Consider the following 18,088-nt stretch of genomic DNA (forward strand, 5'->3'; position numbering starts at 1 on the left):
CGCCGCCTCCTCAAACCATGGCCCGCAACAGGTCGACTTGGTCGGGCTTGGCGCCCGGCTCTGCGTCGAAGCGCGCGGTCACCTCGCCGTCGCGCATGACGAGCACGCGATGCGACAGGCCGATCGTCTCCTCCAGCGTGTCGGAGATCAGAAGGATCGCCACCCCCTGATCGGAAAGGTCGCGTACCAGCTCGTAGACCTCCTCCTTGGCGCCGACGTCGAGCCCGCGCGTCGGGTGGTCGAGGATGAGGATGCGAGAGCCCGCCGTCATCCAGCGGGCGAGCACCACCTTCTGCTGGTTGCCTCCGGAAAGCTTGCGGCAGGCGATGTCAGGTCCCGGCGCCTTGATCCTCAACCTCTTGATCCAGTCGGCAGCAAGCCGGCGCTCGCGCCCATAGTTGATCGCACCATGCCTCATGACGCAGGAAAGATCGGCAAGCGTGATGTTCTCCGCGATCGACAGGAACATCACCAGTCCCTCGACGCGCCGCTCGCGCGGGATGTAGCCGATGCTGCGGCGGACCGCCTGTTCCGGCGCGGTGAAGCGCACCTGCTCGCCGCCAATCTTCAGCGTACCCTCGCCATGTGGCAGGAAGCCGCCGATCGCCCGCGTCACCTCCTCGCGGCCGGAACCGACAACGCCCGCGATGCCGACGATCTCACCGGCGCGGATTTTCAGGTCCACATGGCGGAAGGCGCCGGGAATGCCGAGATTGGAGGCCTCGAGCACGACCTCGCTCCGGGGCGCCATCTGCCGTGCCTCCTTGTAGTATTCGGTGTGCAGTCCGCGACCGACCATGATCTCGTGCAGCTGCGGAGCGGTCACGTCAGCGGCGCGATGCTGGGCGACGACCTCGCCGTCCTTCATCGTATAGACACGGTCGGAAATCCTCAGCACCTCGTCCAGCCGGTGCGAGACGAAGACGAAGCTCGCCCGCGATTTCAGCGAGCGCACGCGCGCAAAGAGGATGTCGATATCCGAGGCACTGAGTACCGATGTCGGTTCGTCGAGCAGGATGACGAGCGGCCGCGACACACTCTCCTCCAGCGTCAGCGCCTTGGCGAGCTCCACCATCTGGCGCGCGGCGAAGGTAAGCTCCGACGTACGCGCGGTGACGTCGATATCGACGCCGATCTTGGCGAGCTGCCGGCGCGAGGCTTCGTGCATCGCCTTCCAGTTGACGAGCCCCATGCGGGCGAACTGCTGTTCCTGGCCGAGGTAAATGTTTTCGGCGACCGAGAGGTTGAGCAGCAGCGACTGCTCCTGGAACACCATGCCGATGCCATGGCTGGCAGCGTCGCGCGCGCTCCTGAGCTTCAGCGGTTCGCCGTCGAGCGTCAGTGTGCCGGAATCGGGCCGGTGCGTCCCGGCAAGGACGCGCATCAGCGTCGACTTTCCAGCGCCATTCTCGCCGATCAGGCCGACAACCTCGTTCGGCCGGATCTCGATGTCGACGTTCTTCAGCGCCTTGACGCCGACGAAGGATTTGGTGATGCCTCTGGCTGCAAGCATGGCCGCCTCACTTGACGATCTTGAGGTGGATGCGGTCGAGCGACAGCGCGACGGCGGCGATGATCAGCAGCCCCTGCACGGTCTGCTGTATGTAGGGCGAGATGCCGAGCAGGATCATGCCGTTTGCAAGCACCGTCACGATGAGGACACCGACCAGCGTGTTGAGCACACCACCCTCGCCGCCCGTCAGTGCCGTTCCGCCGACGACGACCGCTGTCACTGCCGCAAACAGCCTGCCGTCCGCGATCACCGCGTTCGACTGGCCGAGCTGGGCCGCGGCGAGCACGCCGGCCACCCCGAAGAAGAAACCGGCGAGCCCGAAGGCGGCAATACGCACGCGCTTCGGATTGACGCCGGAGAGTTCCGCCACGTCCTCGCCGCCGCCGAGCGCGACGATGTGGCGACCGAGCCGCGTGTGATACTGGATGACCGCGGCCACGGCGAAGGCGGCAAGCGCCACCCAGACAGCGAGCGGGAAGCCGAGAAAACGGGAAAGCGCCAGTGCGCGGAGCTCCGGATCCATCAGCCGCACGGCTGAACCGCCAAGCATGTAGACAGAAATGCCGAGACCTATGAACCACATGCCGAGCGTCGCCATGAACGACGGGATGCGCAAGGTCGTCTGCAGGATGCCGTTGGCGAGGCCCATCACCGTGGCGGCTGCGACCGATGCCAGCACCGCGAGCCAGCCATAATCATGCGCGTTGCTGTCGTTTGCGGCCAGCAGCACCAGCACCATGGCCGCGACCGAAAGCGTGCCCTCGACGGAAAGATCGATGCTGCCCATGAGGATGATGAAGGTCATGCCCATCGCAAGCGTCAGCGGAACGGCCGCAGAATTGGCGATGCGCACCAGGTTTCGCGGCTCGATGAAGTTCGGATTGGCGATGCTGATCAATATGCACAAGACGATGAGCACGACGAGCGGCGCAAAGGCGCGCCAACGGCCGAGTGCTGCCCCGCGAAAACTCCGGGCCACAAATGCTTCCATTACACTGGTCCGCTGCATGTTCGAAACGGGCTTCACCGGTTGGGAGACATCAGACAAGAGAATACACCTCCGCGTCCTGACGGGAACCCGCCGGCGGCATGGGTTTGCCGCCGGCGTTCACGGTGGCATGGCACCGCCATGCCTCGGGGGAGGAGCCGACTAGACGCGGATCGGGCCGACGACGCGGCCCCAGAGGTCGTTCCAGTCGAGCGTCGGCTGCGCTTCGACATTGGTCTTGTAGTATTCCTCGACGTTGTCCTTGGAAATCAGGACGACCTCGCCATAGAACTCGCGATGGTCGGCGGGCTCTGTCGTCGGATCAAACTTCTTCATCAGCGCGTTGTAACCGATGGCAAGTCCCATGCCGCCCTGCCAGAAGGGATCGGAGGTGACGGTGCAGGCGAATTCGCCGTTGCGCACCGCATCGACCGCCGACTTGATGCCGTCGATGCCGACGATCGGCACCTTGCCCGCGAGATTTTCGGCGCGAAGCGCTTCCAGCGCGCCCGTGCCCATATCGTCGTTTGCCGCCCAGATGCCCTTGATATCGTCACCGAAGCGGGTCAGCAGGTTCGAGGTCAGGTCAAAGGCCTCGGTCGATTTCCAGTTGGCGACCTGGAAGTCGAGAAGCTTGATGTTCGGGTTCGCGGCCAGCGCCTGGTCGAGGCCCTTCTTGCGCTCGATTGCCGCCGTCGTCGAGATCATGCCGCCGAGAGCAATGATGCCGCCCGAACCGCCGATCGACTTGAACAGGATCTCGGCAATCTGCTTGCCGCTGGCTATACCGTCGAACTCGATATGCGAGACGTAGTTCGGATTGAAGTCCGTGGGATGCAGGTCTGCGGGCTTGTTCCACTGCGTCACGACATAGGCACCTGCCGCCTTGCAGGCCTCGACGATCGGCCGGGCGTCCGGCGTGTCGTTCGGGTCGGAATTCAACACCATGTTGCCGCCGGTCTTGGCCAGCATCGCCTTGATGTCGGCTATACCCTTTTCGCTGTTGCCTTCGGAAACAAGCGTCACGTGCTCGAGCCCGACCGACTTGGCATAGGCCTCGGCCCCGGTCTTCCAGACAGCATGATAAGGGTTGGAAAGCGAGCGGATCGACGTGACCAGCGTTGGCGGATTCTGCGCGAAAAGCTTCCTAGGCATGGCCGCAACGGCAAGGCCGGTCGCCGCACCTGTCAGAAATGTCCGGCGGTCCACCCGCGCCGCATGCGATAAATCAATTCTGCCGTTCATCCCAAGTCCTCCCGTTGGATTCACGTCTGCCGACAGCCACCCTCCACCGGTGCCCGTCGCCAATTCTCAAAGCCTATACCTTTCTCTGTTGTACGACAACCCCTAAACACGATAACCGTACTCTTTCTCTTGACGCTCCCCCGGAGAGTTGAGATTGTGCGGCCAGGATGCGCCGAAAGCGGCGTGGAGGAGCGTGGAAAACCGGCATGGGAGGAGAAATGCCCGACTATATCATCGTCGGCGGCGGTTCGGCGGGATGCGTGCTCGCCGCACGGTTGAGCGAAGACCAGGATGTCACGGTTGCGTTGATCGAGGCGGGTCCGCCAGACAGAAACATGTTCATCCACATGCCGGCCGGCTTCTCCAGAATGACCGCGGGACCGCTGATCTGGGGCTACGAGACGGCGCCCGGCCGCGAGATCGGCGGGCGCCGGATGGTCTATCCGCAGGCTCGCGTACTCGGTGGCGGCAGTTCCATCAATGCGCAGGTCTTCACCCGCGGCTGCCCGGCGGATTACGACGGCTGGGAAGCCGAGGAAGGCTGCACCGGCTGGTCCTACGCCGATGTCCTTCCCTATTTCCGGCGTTCCGAAGGCAACGATACCTTCGGCGGCGAGCATCATGGCACCGAAGGCCCCCTCGGTGTCAGCTTCCAGACGCCGCATCCGCTAACACGCGCCTTCGTGCGTGCCGCGCAGGAGGCGGGGCTTCCCTACAATGCCGATTTCAACGCCGGCCGGCAGGAGGGCTGCGGCTACTACCAGACGACGACCCGCGAAGGCCGCCGCTCGAGCGCCGCCGTCGGCTATCTGAGGCCTGCGCTCGGCCGCGCCAATCTCAAGGTCACCACGGGCGTCCTCGTCAAGCGCATCGTCGTCAAGGGCGGCCGCGCCATCGGCGTCGAGATCGTCGAGAACGGCCGCACCACGCTCGTCCATGCCGACAGGGAAGTGATCGTCACGGCCGGCGCCATCGGCTCGCCGAAGCTCCTGATGCTTTCAGGCATTGGTCCTGCCGCCCATCTGAAGGAGACCGGCATCGAGGTCGCCCACGATGCCCCAGAAGTCGGCCGGAACCTGCAGGACCATATGGACGTCGACGTGCTCGCCGAGCTCTCCGGCCCGCATGGCATCGACCGCTACAAGAAAAGGCGCTGGCAGCTCGCCGCCGGCCTCGAATACCTGCTCTTCGGCAAAGGACCGGCGGCTTCCAACCTCGTCGAGGCCGGCGGCTTCTGGTGGGGCGACCGCGCAGAGAAGACACCGGACATCCAGTTCCATTTCCTGCCGGGCGCCGGCGTCGAGGAAGGTATCGGCACGGTTCCGGGCGGCAATGGCTGTACGCTCAACTCCTACCATGTCCGGCCGCGGTCGCGCGGGAGCGTTACGCTGAAATCAGCCGACCCTCGCGACGCGCCGGTCATCGATCCGAACGCGTTTTCGGAACCCTATGATCTCGACCGCGCCGTCGACGGTATCATGATCAGCCGCGAGATTCTCGCCCAGCCTGCCTTCCGCTCCCTCATCCGCAGCGAGTATCTGCCCGGCGATCGCGTCAAGAACCGGGCCGACGCGCTGGATTTCGCCCGCCAGTACGGCCGCTCCGCCTACCATCCGGTCGGCACCTGCCGGATGGGCGGCAGCGCGCAAGCCGTCGTCGATCCGCAATTGCGGCTGAACGGCATCGAGGCGCTACGCGTCTGCGACAGTTCCGTCATGCCGCGCCTCATCTCCTCAAATACCAATGCCGCGACGATCATGATTGCCGAAAAGGCAGCGGACCTTATTCGCGAAGCGGGGAAGACAACGCCGCCATCCTGAGCTATCGAATAGAGCAAGCCCGCCCGCCATCCTGTCGACGAGTGAACCTTTCATGACCGTTTCCGATCCGCGTGCCTTCCTGAAGACCCTATTTTCCGCCGCCGTGACCGCCGCCGATCCGGTCCATGCCATGCGAAGGCTCCTGACGGAAAGGCCGAAGGGCCGCACCATCGTCATCGGCGCCGGCAAGGGCTCGGCACAGATGGCCGCGGCACTGGAAAGCTTCTGGGACGGCCCGCTCGAAGGGCTCATCGTCACCCGCTACGGCTTCGGCATGCCCTGCAAGCATATCGAGATCATCGAGGCCTCTCATCCAGTGCCCGACGCCGCCGGGCTGGCGGCGGCCGAACGCCTGCTGAAACGGGTCGAGAGACTTTCTCCCGATGACCTGGTGATCGCGCTGATTTCCGGCGGCGGCTCGGCACTCCTGCCCTCCCCCCCGCCGGGTCTGACACTCGAGGACGAGATCGCGCTCAACAAGGCCTTGCTTGCCTCCGGCGCCCCGATCTCTGCGATGAACACCATCCGCAAGCACGTTTCGCGCATCAAGGGCGGCAGGCTTGCGGCCGCTGCGGCTCCCGCCCGTGTCATCAGCCTCATCGTATCGGACGTGCCCGGCGACAATCCGGCTTTCGTCGCCTCCGGCCCGACGGTTCCGGATGGAAGCTCTCCAGCCGATGCGCTTGCCGCCATCCGGCGCTACGGCATCCCGGTTGCTCCTCACCTGCTTGCCCATATCGAGAGCGAGGCATCGCGCGCGCCGAATCCGGCCGATGCCGCCTTTTCGCGCAACAGTGTCCATATCGTCGCCTCCGCCGCGCTGTCCCTGGAGGCCGCTGCCTTTGCCGCAAGGGCGGCGGGTGTCGAGGCCGTGATACTCTCGGACGCGATCGAGGGCGAGGCGCGCGAGCAGGCCCACATGCATGCGGCGATCGCCAGGGAAGTGCTGATGCGTAATCGGCCGTTTACGAAGCCCGTCGTACTGCTTTCCGGCGGCGAGACCACCGTGACCGTGAAGGGCAAGGGCAAGGGTGGGCGCAATTCGGAATTCCAGCTCTCGCTCGCCATGGATCTCGACGGCTGGGAGGGTATCGACGCGCTCGCCGCCGATACGGACGGCGTCGATGGCAGCGAAGACAATGCGGGTGCATTCGTCGACGGCGGCACGATCGCCCGCATGCGTGCCGCGGGGCTTGTTCCGGCCGACTACCTCTCCAATAACGACGCCTGGTCGGCCTTCAACGTGGAGGGCGGCCTCTTCGTCACTGGTCCGACCGGAACCAATGTCAACGATTTCCGCGCCATCCTGATCCGCTGATCCCGCAATCACTTCGGCATCTGTTCCAGAGCGTTCAACATCGGGGCGAGCGAGAAGCGACCTTCCTCAGCCTTGCGTGTCAAATCCCTCAGATAGCCGCCCGGTGAGCGGATATCGGCTGCGCGCTGCAAGATGGCCGCGACCGTGACTGCGGCGCCGATATCCCCCATGGCAGCGCACGCCCTTTCCCAGGCATCCGGTGATATGCCGAGCATCGAGCGCACCAGTCCCGCCGTCTCAATCGCCTCCCGCCACGTTCGAATGCCACCGCGCGCATAGCCCGCCAGATCTGGGCAGAGCTTCAGGAACCGCTCCAGCGTCACACCCGCCGCCTTCAGCTCCGATGCTTTCTGCCGCGGCGAGGCCGGTGGCTCTGCCTTATTATGTTCTGTGCCGTTTATTTCAAAAGACTGGTCTGTGTTTGAATTCTGAATATGGCGCTCATTATCAGAGTCATTGGCGCTCATTTCCTGCTCAGTCATTGAATTGAGGTAGGCATTCTCGGTCTCGGCGCGCAGACGCAGCAGGCCATCCCGGCGGACTTCCAGCGCCTCGACCGTCGCATTCCGCTTCACAGTCCCCGAGAGTTCCGCCAGGCGGAACGCAATGTCCGTCCAGTCGCCGGCACGGTGTTCGGCAAACGCCGCCTCTATAAGCTTGGAAATATCGCGTAGATGGAGCGTAATCTCGGCCCTCAGACGCGACACCGCCTTGGCTCTTGCGCGGGCCGCCTCAGCGTGAGCATGGATCGCGGCGCTCGCAAGCGCCAGCGGCGCGAGGTCGAAGCCGAAGGCATCCTCCACTGCGCCCTGCCCGTCACGGCGGCAGAAGCGCTTGCCGTTCGGGCTGTCGCGGCGAAAGATCAGTCCCGTCTCCACGAGAAGCGCGATGTGACGGCGCAGCGTCGCCGGAGACATGCCACGGGCCCTGATCGACAGTTCCACATTGGAGGGAAAGACGACGATCGGCGCACGGCCGTCGAGCTCCCGGTCACTGTGGAAGCTCGCCAGTGCCTCCAGCACGGCGAGCGTGCGGTCGGAAAGGCCGTAGGCCTCGCGCGCTTCCGTGAGCGCCCTGAGCAGCTGCCACTTGTCGGCCGCCCCCTGGTCGTTGCCGCCCTTGCCCTCCTTGAGGGCCTGCTGTCGGCGGGCGACCTCCGTTTGGTGCATGAAAATGTCCGCACGCATCCGTGCGCCGCCGAAAGGCGTCGTTGCAAGCCGTTCCATTGCTGCCGTCCCCTGTAAACAGAGGCAAGAAGCCCGCTCCACGGCCATCATTGGGCAAAGCTCATTCGTTCCCTGGCCACCAATTCAGGCGAAGCAAGGGTAGAATTTCATGACGATTTCAGCGGGCGGGACGTTTCCGACGCAACAAATCCACAGCCGGAAACGACATTGCGCCGCCGACGCTTGACTTTGACCTTCGGAAGTGATTCTCTCGAATTGCTACATAGAAGAGGGCTTCCGGAATGGTGACGTTTTGGGGGCCTTTTTTCTTGCTCTCGCGTTTCCTTTCCTGATCGCTATTCAGTCTGCACTTTTCCGTCCCGGCAAATTGCCTCGACGGCGGATGTCGTCGCTCTATCGTCCCCAGGCCGAATGGATGAGGCTCGTGATCTCGCCATTGACGGCATTCAGGGATTCCAGCGCCCGGTCATAGGTGGCACGTGTGAAATTCTCCCGGCCGATCTCGTAAAGCGTCTGCTTGGTAAGGCCCGCATCGGAGATCGCCGTGGATTTCACCATGGCGGAGGTCAGTACCCGGTCGCCGAAGAGCGAGCGCATGAAGCCCACGATCTGCGCCTGTGGCCCATCGTTCGGTTCGAAGCGGGTGACAAGGTAGCGCAGGAAATCGAAATTGAGCTCGCCGCCTGCCTCACGCACCACGCCAAGGAGATCCGAGGTCATGAACAGGAACTGGTTCATCGAGGCGACATCCAGCATTTGCGGATGCACGGTGACGATGACGGAAGTCGAGGCGCAGAGTGCCGACAGCGTCAGGTAGCCAAGCTGCGGCGGGCAGTCGATGACGACAACGTCGTAGTCGTCGGCGACGCTTGCAAGCGCACGTTCGACGCGGGCAAAGAAAAGCGGGCCGGCGTCGCCGCCATTGTGTCGGTCGGCGAGCGCGCGCGGCGTGGTGTGCTCGAATTCCTGCAGTTCCAGATTGCCGGGAACGAGGTCGAGCCCATCGAAATAGGTCTTGCGGATGACCGAGCTCAGTGGCCGCACCTCGTTGTCGTAGCGGATTGCTCCATAGAGCGTGTCGTTCGCGGTGAGGTCGAGTTCCGGCTGATAGCCGAAGAGGGCGGAGAGCGAGGCCTGCGGATCGAGATCCACCGCGAGCACCCGATGACCGGTGAGCGCCAGATACTGCGCCAGATGCACAGCCGAGGTGGTCTTGCCCGAACCACCTTTGAAGTTGGTGATGGCGATCACTTGCAGGTGTTCGCCCTTCGCCGGGTCCCGCCAGGCGCGATAGCTGCGGGCGCGGGCGGCATTGCCCTTCGCACGGGCCTGCTCGGCCAGATGGGCCCGCAGCGCGTTGATATCCGTCAGCGAATAGTGGCGTCGCCCGCCCGCTCCAACCTCGGGCTGCGGCCCCTCGCCCGCAATCGACAGCTGACGCAAGTAACCGTCGGAGACGCCGACGAGCTTCGCCGCCTCGCCCGAGGTGAAGCCGCGCAAAGTCTTGCGCGCCGCCGGCGGGAAAAGCCGCTCGCGCATCGATTTCAACTGCTCGGACAGAGCCTGCGCATCGGCCGCAATCGCCTCGTCGGCCGGCAGGCTTCTCGCACTGCCTTCCATCGCCGCTGCTGTCTCCGGCATCAACGCCATTTCATTCCCTCTTCAATCGTCCGTTTCCCCTCTGGATGGCCGCTTGCCCGGACCTCGAGCCTGACCAAAGAGAATCGCCAACTGGCGCGCAGTGTTTCGCGATTCTCGCTCCGCGTAAATACGCCGGCGCGGAACTCTTACAGTGCAGCCCGTCAGTTACGCCGATTGAGGCTATCTGCGACGACTAGCGTATTAGCTGAATAGTTGACTGACAAACGGGACGCCGTGGGTGGCGACGTGATAGCCCTGCCAGGGAGGCAGCGTCAACGATCCCGGATCGAGGAGATCGTTCCTGCTCTCTGCATCCCCTCGATGCTGCTTCGGATAAGCAGACGCCTGCAGCTAAGTGGCTCACGGCGCGCAAGCGTCGTGAGAACTGTTGACGACAAATCATCGACGATTTATCGATATTTTATACAAACATCGGAGTGCGGCGATGCGAAACGACAATAGCGGACGTTGGGATTTCTGGATCGACCGAGGCGGCACCTTCACCGATATCGTGGCGCGTGATCCGCAAGGCCAGCTGCGTGCGAAGAAGGTGCTTTCCGAAAACGCGTCCGCCTATCGCGATGCAGCCGTTCACGGTATCCGCCTTCATCTCGGCCTTTCCTGGGACGAGCCCATCCCCGCCGGGCTGATCGGCGAGGTGCGCATGGGCACGACGGTTGCGACCAACGCGCTTCTCGAGCGCAAGGGGGAACCGCTGGCGCTCGTCACGACGCGAGGATTTCGCGACGCGCTGCGCATCGGTTATCAGGAACGCAAGAAGATCTTCGCGACCGAAATCGTCAAGCCCGAAGCGCTCTTTCGCGAGGTCGTGGAGATCGACGAGCGGATCCTGGCCGACGGCACGATCGAGCGCCCTCTCCGCGAGGCTGAAGCGCGCAATGCGCTCGAGGAATTGCGGGCGAAAGGCTATCGCGCCGTCGCGATCGCCTTCATGCATTCATACCGGTTTCCGGACCACGAGGCCGCGGTTGCCCGTATCGCCCGAGAGATGGGCTTCGAACAGGTTTCCGTAAGCCACGAGGTCTCGCCGCTGATCAAGCTCGTCGGGCGCGGCGATACCACCGTCGTCGACGCCTATCTCTCCCCGGTTCTCGGGCGCTATGTCGAACAGGTGTCGCGCGAGCTTGATGTTGCCCGCACTGGCGCTCGCGTCATGTTCATGATGTCCTCCGGCGGATTGACCGCGGCCGACATGTTCCAGGGCAAGGACGCGATCCTGTCGGGTCCCGCAGGCGGCGTCGTCGGGCTCGCGAAGACCGGAGAGCAGGCCGGCTTCGACCGTGTCATCGGCTTTGACATGGGCGGCACCTCGACGGACGTTGCCCATTTCGACGGTGAATACGAACGTGCCTTCGAGACCGAGGTGGCCGGCGTGCGCGTTCGTGCGCCGATGATGCTGATCCATACGGTCGCAGCCGGCGGCGGCTCGATCCTGCATTTTGACGGCGAGCGCTTCCGCGTCGGGCCGGACTCGGCCGGTGCCAATCCCGGCCCCGCCTGCTACCGCAACGGCGGGCCTCTGGCGGTGACGGATGCCAATGTGATGACCGGCAAGCTGCTGCCGGAATTCTTCCCCGCGATTTTCGGGCCGAACCAAGACCAGCCGCTGGACGTCGAAACCGTGCGCGAAAAATTCGCCGTGCTGGCCGCAGAGATCGGCGACGGCCGCAGCCCGGAGGAGGTGGCGGACGGCTTCATCCGCATCGCTGTCGCCAACATGGTGGAGGCAATCAAGAAGATTTCCGTCCAGCGCGGTTACGACGTGACGCGTTACGCGCTGAACTGCTTCGGCGGCGCCGGCGGCCAACACGCCTGCCTCGTTGCCGATGCGCTCGGCATGAAGAATATCCTGATCCACCCGATGTCAGGACTCCTCTCCGCCTATGGCATGGGACTTGCCGATATCCGTGCCACGCGGCAGAAGGCGCTGGGCGTCACGCTCGACGAGGCGGCACCGGCGGCGATCGCAGATCTCGGCAAGGAACTGCAGGGCGATTGCCTTTCGGAGCTTCTGGCACAAGGGGTAGCGGCGGAGGCGATCCGCACCGTCGTGCGCGCCCATATCCGCTATGCGGGAACGGACACCGTGCTCGCCGTCGAGACCCTCTTCCCCAGCCTTGACGACGCATTGCGGCTGCGGAGCGACTTCGAGACCGTGCATAAACGGCGCTTCGGCTTCGTTGCCGAGGACAAGCCGCTGGTCGTGGAAGCCGTCGAGGTGGAGACGATCGGCGGCGCGGCCGCTGAGATCAACTTCGATATGGGAGCAACGGCCGAAGGCGAGGCGCCGGCGGCACGGCGCGAGCGCTTCCACTCGCAAGGTGAGACACATGACGCTGCGGTAGTTCGACGCGAGGCAATTGCGCCAGGCCACAGGGTGACGGGACCGGCGATCATCATCGAGCCGAACCAGACCATCGTCGTCGAGGATGGCTGGCAGGCAAGGCTGACGGGCAAGGATCATATCGTTCTGAGCCGTATCAGGGCGCTGCCCGAGCGCACGGCGATCGGCACCAAGGCCGATCCCGTGATGCTGGAGATCTTCAACAACCTCTTCATGTCGATTGCCGAGCAGATGGGCGTCACGCTGCAGAACACGGCATATTCGGTCAACATCAAGGAGCGCCTCGACTTCTCCTGCGCCGTCTTCGATGCCGAGGGCAATCTCGTGGCCAACGCGCCGCATATGCCGGTGCATCTCGGCTCCATGGACGCCTCTGTCGCGACGGCCATTCGGGAGAATCCGATCATTCATCCCGGCGATGTCTTCCTGATCAACGCCCCGTACAACGGCGGCACCCACCTCCCGGACCTCACCGTCTGTACTCCAGTATTTGACGCGCATGGAAAGCGCATCCGCTTCTGGGTCGCAAGCCGTGGCCATCACGCCGATATCGGCGGCATCTCGCCAGGCTCGATGTCGCCACTTGCGACCCATATCGAGGAGGAAGGCGTCTATATCGATAATTTCAAGCTGCTCGACCGCGGTCGCTTTCGCGAGGCGGAACTGGCAGCGCTGCTCACCGGTGCGCGCTATCCCGTGCGCACGCTTGCCCAGAACGTCAACGACCTGAAGGCGCAGGTTGCCGCGAACGAGAAGGGCGTTGCAGAAGTCAAGAAGATGATCGCGCTCTTCGGCGAGGACGTCGTCGACGCCTATATGGGCCATGTGCAGGACAACGCCGCCGAAAGCGTGCGGCGCGTGCTCGACCGCTTGCCCGACGGCGAGTTCTCCTACGAGATGGACCAGGGCTGCCGGATCGTGGTGAAGATCACGATCGACAAGGAAAAGCGCGAGGCAACGGTCGATTTTACCGGTACCTCACCCCAGCGCGGCGACAATTTCAACGCGCCGCGCCCGGTCACGCGGGCTGCGGTGCTCTATGTCTTCCGCGTGCTGGTCGAGGCGGATATTCCGATGAATGCCGGATGCCTGCGGCCGATCCGCATCGTCATCCCGGAAGGCACGATGCTGACGCCGGAATATCCGGCCGCGGTCGTCGCCGGCAATGTCGAGGTGAGCCAGGCGGTGACCAACTGCCTCTTCGGTGCCGTCGGCGCCATGGCGGCTGCCCAGGGCACGATGAACAATCTCACCTTTGGCAACGACAAATACCAGTATTACGAGACGATCTGCTCAGGCGCACCTGCGGGTCCCGGTTTCAACGGCGCGGATGCGGTGCATACCCACATGACCAACTCGCGGCTGACCGATCCGGAAATTCTGGAGACACGCTTTCCTGTCGTGCTGGAGGATTTCCGTATTCGTGCGAACTCCGGCGGGCGTGGCAATTGGACGGCCGGCGATGGCACGCAGCGGACGATCCGCACGCGCGAGAAGCTCGAATTCGCGATCCTCTCCGGACACCGCCGGATCGCGCCCTTCGGGCTTGAGGGCGGCGAGCCCGGTCAGACCGGCCGCAACCTAGTCCGGCGCAACGACGGTCGCATCGAGGAATTTCCCGGCAGCGCCCATACGGTGCTCGAGGCCGGCGAGGCCTTCACGGTGGTGACGCCGACGGGCGGCGGCTACGGCAGGGCGGAGGGCTGAGCATGGGCGACGCGAAAATCCGGAAAGGGACCCGCGAAAAGCGCGAGCTGATCGTTTCTTCCGCCCATCTCGCCGTTGGAAGCTCGCCCGCGCTCTCGGAGCTCGAATATGGCCTCATCCTCTACTCCCACGCCTTCAACCGCTGGATCGTGCGCTGCATGGCGGCCTCCGGCGTGCCAGGGCTTTCGCCGGTCGAGGTGATGATCATCCATTCGGTGCGCCATCGCGGCAAGCCGAAGACGCTCTCGGATCTCTGCCTCGTGCTCGACATCGAGGACACCCACATCGCCAACTATGCGGTGAAGAAGCTGCAAGCGGCCGGCCTCGTGAAGACCGGCAAGGCGGGCAAGGAGAAGATGATCCAGGCGACCGACAAGGGTCTGGAGGCCGTGAAGCGCTATTCAGAAATCCGCGAACGCCTTCTCGTGGAAGCAACCAAGGTGTCCGGTCTTTCGCAGGACGATCTCTCAGACATCGCTTCGCATCTGAGGGCCATGTCCGGATACTACGAACAGGCGGCAAGATCAGCGGCAACCCTCTGAGCCCGACGCCGCAGGAAGAGACCAACGGTCATTCTCCTCTCGCGCGCCCTCATGTCGGATTTCCGGTCAGAAACGGGCTTGTTCGAGGCCGGCGGTGACGTTTTCTCCGCGAGCCGCATAAGTCCAGCCAACAATGGCTTTCGGGCACCCCCATTCCGGCTATCCAAGTCCCTTTCGAATGCGCTGGAGGCTTGAAGCTAGCGAAAGGACCTGCGCTCGCCGCCCCTCGAGGCCTGCGTTTCGGCCGCCGAGTTGCGGCAATTCTGAAACCTCTCGCGCCGGTGAGGCAGGCGAAGAGGGATCTCTTGCGCAACGTAACTAAATAACATAACGGTGCTGTGAGTTTGCCGGAGCCGCGCTTAAGAGGACCATCACTTGGCCACACTTCCAGAAAGCTGGTTGCAGTCTTCGAGAGCCTGTGCGAAGGATCACGCAGATGGTGCCGCTGCCGGAAAATCTGGCGGGCGGCTGAAAAGGGAACACGGTGCGGATGACCCAATAGGGGCCAAGACCGTGGCTGCCCCCGCAACTGTAAGCGGAGAGCGCGTTCGCGATATGCCACTGGCTTTCAAGCCGGGAAGGCGCGAACGGGCCGAGACCCGCGAGCCAGGAGACCTGCCATCGACAACGTCAACCGCAACGGACGGGGTGTTCCGATGGAGAATGGCTGGTTTGAAGATTACGCGCTCACGCGCCCATGTCTTCCTGGGACTGTGCCTCCGGGAACTATTCCAGGAGGTTATTCATGGACATTGACAGTTTTCGGACGCTTCGGGTCCGCACCAATATCTCTTGCAAATACGAGGACGCGCGTTCGCCGACCGGCGCCGGACCGCTAACGTCCGCGGTCCTTGCTCTGCGCCAAGAAGGCAGGGCGTCGTGAGCACGGTCAAGAGGTGCGCCCGACTGGAGGTCGCGGGGCTTTCCTGGGGACCCGTGAAATCGCGACCCATCATCAAAGACATCACCCTCTCCGTCGGCGCGGGGGAGCGGCTTGCGCTCATCGGACCGAATGGAGCGGGCAAGTCCACCCTGCTTAGGTGCCTCTATCGCGGCGTCCGCCCGCTTTCTGGCTCCATCCGTCTCGATGGAACCGAGCTATGGCGCATGGGGCCTCGCGAGGTGGCGCAGCGGATCGCGGTCGTCCTGCAGGACACACCCGGCGACTTCCCATTCAGTGTCCGAGACGTGGTCATGATGGGCCGCATTCCCCACCGCAAGGGCACGGCGCGCTGGAGCGAGGAAGACCACGCGGTGACGGCGACGGCCCTTGCCCGGTTCGATCTCCAGCATCTGTCGGGTCGGCAGTTTGCATCGCTGTCAGGCGGCGAGAAGCAGCGAACGCTGATCGCCAGGGCACTCGCCCAGCAGCCGGAGCTGATCATCCTGGACGAGCCGACGAACCACCTCGACATCCGCCACCAGCTCGAAATTCTCGAGCTCCTCCGGGAAGTCGGCCCCACCATCGTCACCACGCTGCATGAGATCAATCTCGCCGCTGGCTTCGCAACACAGGTCGCCGTCATCCGTGGCGGCCGCATTACGGGGTGCGGAGCACCAAGCGAAGTGCTGACCCCCGAACGCATATCCGCCGCTTTCGACGTTTCGGTCCGGCGCCATCAGGACACAGGTTCACATCATCGCTTTTCCTTTTCCCTCAGATAGTAGGAGTTTTGCCTTGCCCAATCGCATTTCGCTTCACGCCGCCTTGTTTCTCGGTGCCTTTCTAGTTGCGGGTACCGCTGCTGCCGCACCCGTGACTGTCAGGAGTTGCAACCGCGACGTCACCTTCGAGAAGCCGCCGCTGCGGGCCGTCTCCAACGACGTCAACCTCACGGAGATGATGCTGGCATTGAAGCTCCAGGATCACATGGTCGGCTACACGGGCGTCTCGGGATGGAAGACACTCGACGAGAAACTGCGCGAGGGCGTGAAGGAACTGCCCGAGCTCTCACCGAAATATCCCACAAAGGAGGTGCTGCTCGGCAGCGATGCCGATTTCTACTTTGCCGGATGGAACTACGGGATGAAAGTCGGCGGCGAGGTAACGCCGGAAACGCTCGCTCCGTTCGGGATCAAGGTCTACGAGCTAACGGAATCCTGCATCCACATCATGGCGAAGAACAAGCCGACAATGGACGACATGTTCGTGGACCTCACGAACCTGGGCAAGATCTTTCATGTCGAGGACCGTGCGGAGGCGCTCGTCACCGGCTATCGCAAGCAGCTCGCCGAAATCGAAAACCGCATCGGCCGGATCGAGCGGCCGACGCGCGTCTTCGTCTACGACTCCGGCGAGGAGAAGCCCTTCACGTCCGGCCGATATGGCATACCGACCGCGATGATCGAGGCAGCCGGCGGCGTCAATATCATGGATGACGTCGACAAGAGCTGGATCGAGGTTTCCTGGGAGCCGGTAATCGAGAGGAACCCGGAGGTTATCGTGATCGTGGATTATGGCGAGGTTACCGCCCAGCAGAAGATAGACTTCCTCAAGAACAATCCAGCTTTCAGGAATGTCGACGCGATAAAGAACGATCGTTTCGTCGTTCTGCCCTATGTCGAGGCGACGCCCGGGCCGCGCAACATCGACGCGATCGCCAAGCTCGCCAGGGCCTTTCACCGAAACATGCTCTGAGCACCTGCAGCGCTCGGATCGGCTGGATCCGGGCGCAATATGGATTTTGAATGACCTCCACATTTAAGCTCTTCATTCTCGTTATTCCCGCACTCCTACTCCTGTCGCTGACGGCTGCGGTGTCGCTTGGGGCGGCACCTATCCCCTTCACCACGGTCTGGTCGATCGTCGCCAACAAGCTGCGTCCAGACAGTCTCCTCGTCACCTGGTCGATGGGGCAGGAGAGCATTGTCTGGGACGTACGGTTCCCGCGTGCAGCGCTCGCGGCTGTCGTCGGTGCAGGGCTTGCGGTCACCGGCGCCGTCCTGCAGGCATTGACGCGCAATCCGCTTGCCGATCCTCATCTGCTCGGCGTCTCGTCCGGGGCGGCTTTCGGTGCGATCCTGGCATTGCTGCATACCGGTCTCGTCCTCGGACTCCTCACGGTGCCGCTCTTTGCGTTCGGCGGCGCACTTCTGGCAACAGCGTCAGTCGCGCTGGTCGCCCACCTGACGGGCTCGCAATCGGCCGACCGATTGGTGCTTGCCGGCGTTGCCGTCGCCTTCGTCTTCACCGGCCTCGGCAATCTTCTGATTTTCCTTGGTGATCCTCGTGCGGCGAGCACGGTCGTCTTCTGGATGCTCGGTGGCCTCGGGCTGGCCCAGTGGCAGAACCTCATCTATCCGGCCGCAATCCTGGCATTCTGCCTTCTCGTGCTCGTCTTGCGGGCACGCGAACTCAATGCGCTGGTAATGGGGGATGAGACCGCCCTCACGCTCGGCATACCGGTTGCCCGCTTCCGCGTCTTGCTCTTCGTCCTCACGGCTCTGCTGACTGGCGTCATGGTCGCCTTTGCGGGAGCGATCGGCTTCGTCGGTCTGATGGTGCCGCATTTCGTGAGACTTGTCGCGGGCGCCGACAACGTGCGCGTGGTACCTTTAAGCGCCGCCATCGGCGCGCTCGTGCTGATCTGGGCGGACATTGCCGCGCGCCTCGTCATGGCCCCCGAAGACATGCCGATCGGCATCGTTACGGGACTTGTCGGCGGCCTTGCGTTCGTCCTGATCCTGAGGCGAAGCCGGTGACCTGATTTCCCCGGACATATGGGCGGACCGGCACACGTCACCGCATACTCCCGGGACAAG

General features: G+C 63.6%; 12 protein-coding genes and 1 riboswitch. Of the genes, 7 read left to right on the plus strand and 5 right to left on the minus strand.

From position 1 onward, the window contains the following. Window positions 1-10: 10 nt before the first annotated feature. From EV286_RS16750 to EV286_RS16760, 3 genes are all read right to left on the minus strand, one after another. Window positions 11-1,513: a sugar ABC transporter ATP-binding protein gene (locus EV286_RS16750; RefSeq protein ID WP_132958283.1), complete on the minus strand. Its 1,503-nt coding sequence runs from the start codon at window positions 1,511-1,513 to the stop codon at window positions 11-13. A gap of 7 nt (window positions 1,514-1,520) precedes the next feature. Next, complete coding sequence (locus EV286_RS16755) at window positions 1,521-2,504, minus strand: ABC transporter permease (protein WP_132958284.1); 984 nt, start codon at window positions 2,502-2,504, stop codon at window positions 1,521-1,523. 159 nt (window positions 2,505-2,663) lie between these two features. Then, window positions 2,664-3,746 (minus strand): sugar ABC transporter substrate-binding protein, encoded by a 1,083-nt coding sequence (locus EV286_RS16760; protein ID WP_132958285.1) that lies wholly within the window; start codon window positions 3,744-3,746, stop codon window positions 2,664-2,666. A gap of 218 nt (window positions 3,747-3,964) precedes the next feature. Here EV286_RS16760 and EV286_RS16765 point away from each other — a divergent pair, with 218 nt between their 5' ends. Together EV286_RS16765 and EV286_RS16770 are read left to right on the plus strand one after the other, a co-directional pair. Next, entirely contained in the window at window positions 3,965-5,566 is a 1,602-nt protein-coding gene (locus EV286_RS16765) for a GMC family oxidoreductase N-terminal domain-containing protein (protein ID WP_132958286.1), read from the plus strand. A 52-nt stretch (window positions 5,567-5,618) separates the two neighbouring features. Next, window positions 5,619-6,884 carry a glycerate kinase gene (locus EV286_RS16770; protein WP_132958287.1) on the plus strand — a complete coding sequence of 422 codons (1,266 nt, stop codon included), beginning with the start codon at window positions 5,619-5,621 and terminating at the stop codon, window positions 6,882-6,884. Between the two features lie 8 nt (window positions 6,885-6,892). Here the strand turns inward: EV286_RS16770 and repC are convergent, their stop codons facing one another. After that, window positions 6,893-8,110: a plasmid replication protein RepC gene (gene repC / locus EV286_RS16775; RefSeq protein WP_132958288.1), complete on the minus strand. Its 1,218-nt coding sequence runs from the start codon at window positions 8,108-8,110 to the stop codon at window positions 6,893-6,895. Window positions 8,111-8,464: 354 nt separating this feature from the next. Beyond that, the gene (repA, locus tag EV286_RS16780; RefSeq protein WP_132958289.1) at window positions 8,465-9,721 is read right to left on the minus strand and encodes a plasmid partitioning protein RepA; all 1,257 of its coding nucleotides are present in this window, start codon (window positions 9,719-9,721) and stop codon (window positions 8,465-8,467) included. A gap of 436 nt (window positions 9,722-10,157) precedes the next feature. Here repA and EV286_RS16785 point away from each other — a divergent pair, with 436 nt between their 5' ends. The 5 genes from EV286_RS16785 (at window position 10,158) to EV286_RS16805 (ending at window position 18,028) form a co-directional block, all read left to right on the plus strand. Next, on the plus strand, window positions 10,158-13,784 hold the full coding sequence (locus EV286_RS16785; RefSeq protein ID WP_132958290.1) for a hydantoinase B/oxoprolinase family protein: 3,627 nt from the start codon (window positions 10,158-10,160) through the stop codon (window positions 13,782-13,784). A 2-nt stretch (window positions 13,785-13,786) separates the two neighbouring features. After that, window positions 13,787-14,326, plus strand: coding sequence for a winged helix DNA-binding protein (locus EV286_RS16790; protein ID WP_132958291.1), 540 nt, complete (start codon window positions 13,787-13,789; stop codon window positions 14,324-14,326). A gap of 420 nt (window positions 14,327-14,746) precedes the next feature. After that, window positions 14,747-14,964, plus strand: a riboswitch (cobalamin riboswitch). A 241-nt stretch (window positions 14,965-15,205) separates the two neighbouring features. Then, entirely contained in the window at window positions 15,206-15,991 is a 786-nt protein-coding gene (locus EV286_RS16795; protein ID WP_245500731.1) for an ABC transporter ATP-binding protein, read from the plus strand. A gap of 13 nt (window positions 15,992-16,004) precedes the next feature. Further along, the gene (locus tag EV286_RS16800) at window positions 16,005-16,964 is read left to right on the plus strand and encodes an ABC transporter substrate-binding protein (RefSeq protein WP_132958292.1); all 960 of its coding nucleotides are present in this window, start codon (window positions 16,005-16,007) and stop codon (window positions 16,962-16,964) included. Window positions 16,965-17,014: 50 nt separating this feature from the next. Beyond that, a complete protein-coding gene (locus EV286_RS16805; RefSeq protein WP_132958293.1) occupies window positions 17,015-18,028 on the plus strand; it encodes an iron ABC transporter permease in 1,014 nt (337 codons plus the stop codon). Window positions 18,029-18,088 lie beyond the last annotated feature (60 nt).

It is taken from the genome of Rhizobium sp. BK251 (genome assembly GCF_004345245.1).
GTDB lineage: Bacteria > Pseudomonadota > Alphaproteobacteria > Rhizobiales > Rhizobiaceae > Rhizobium.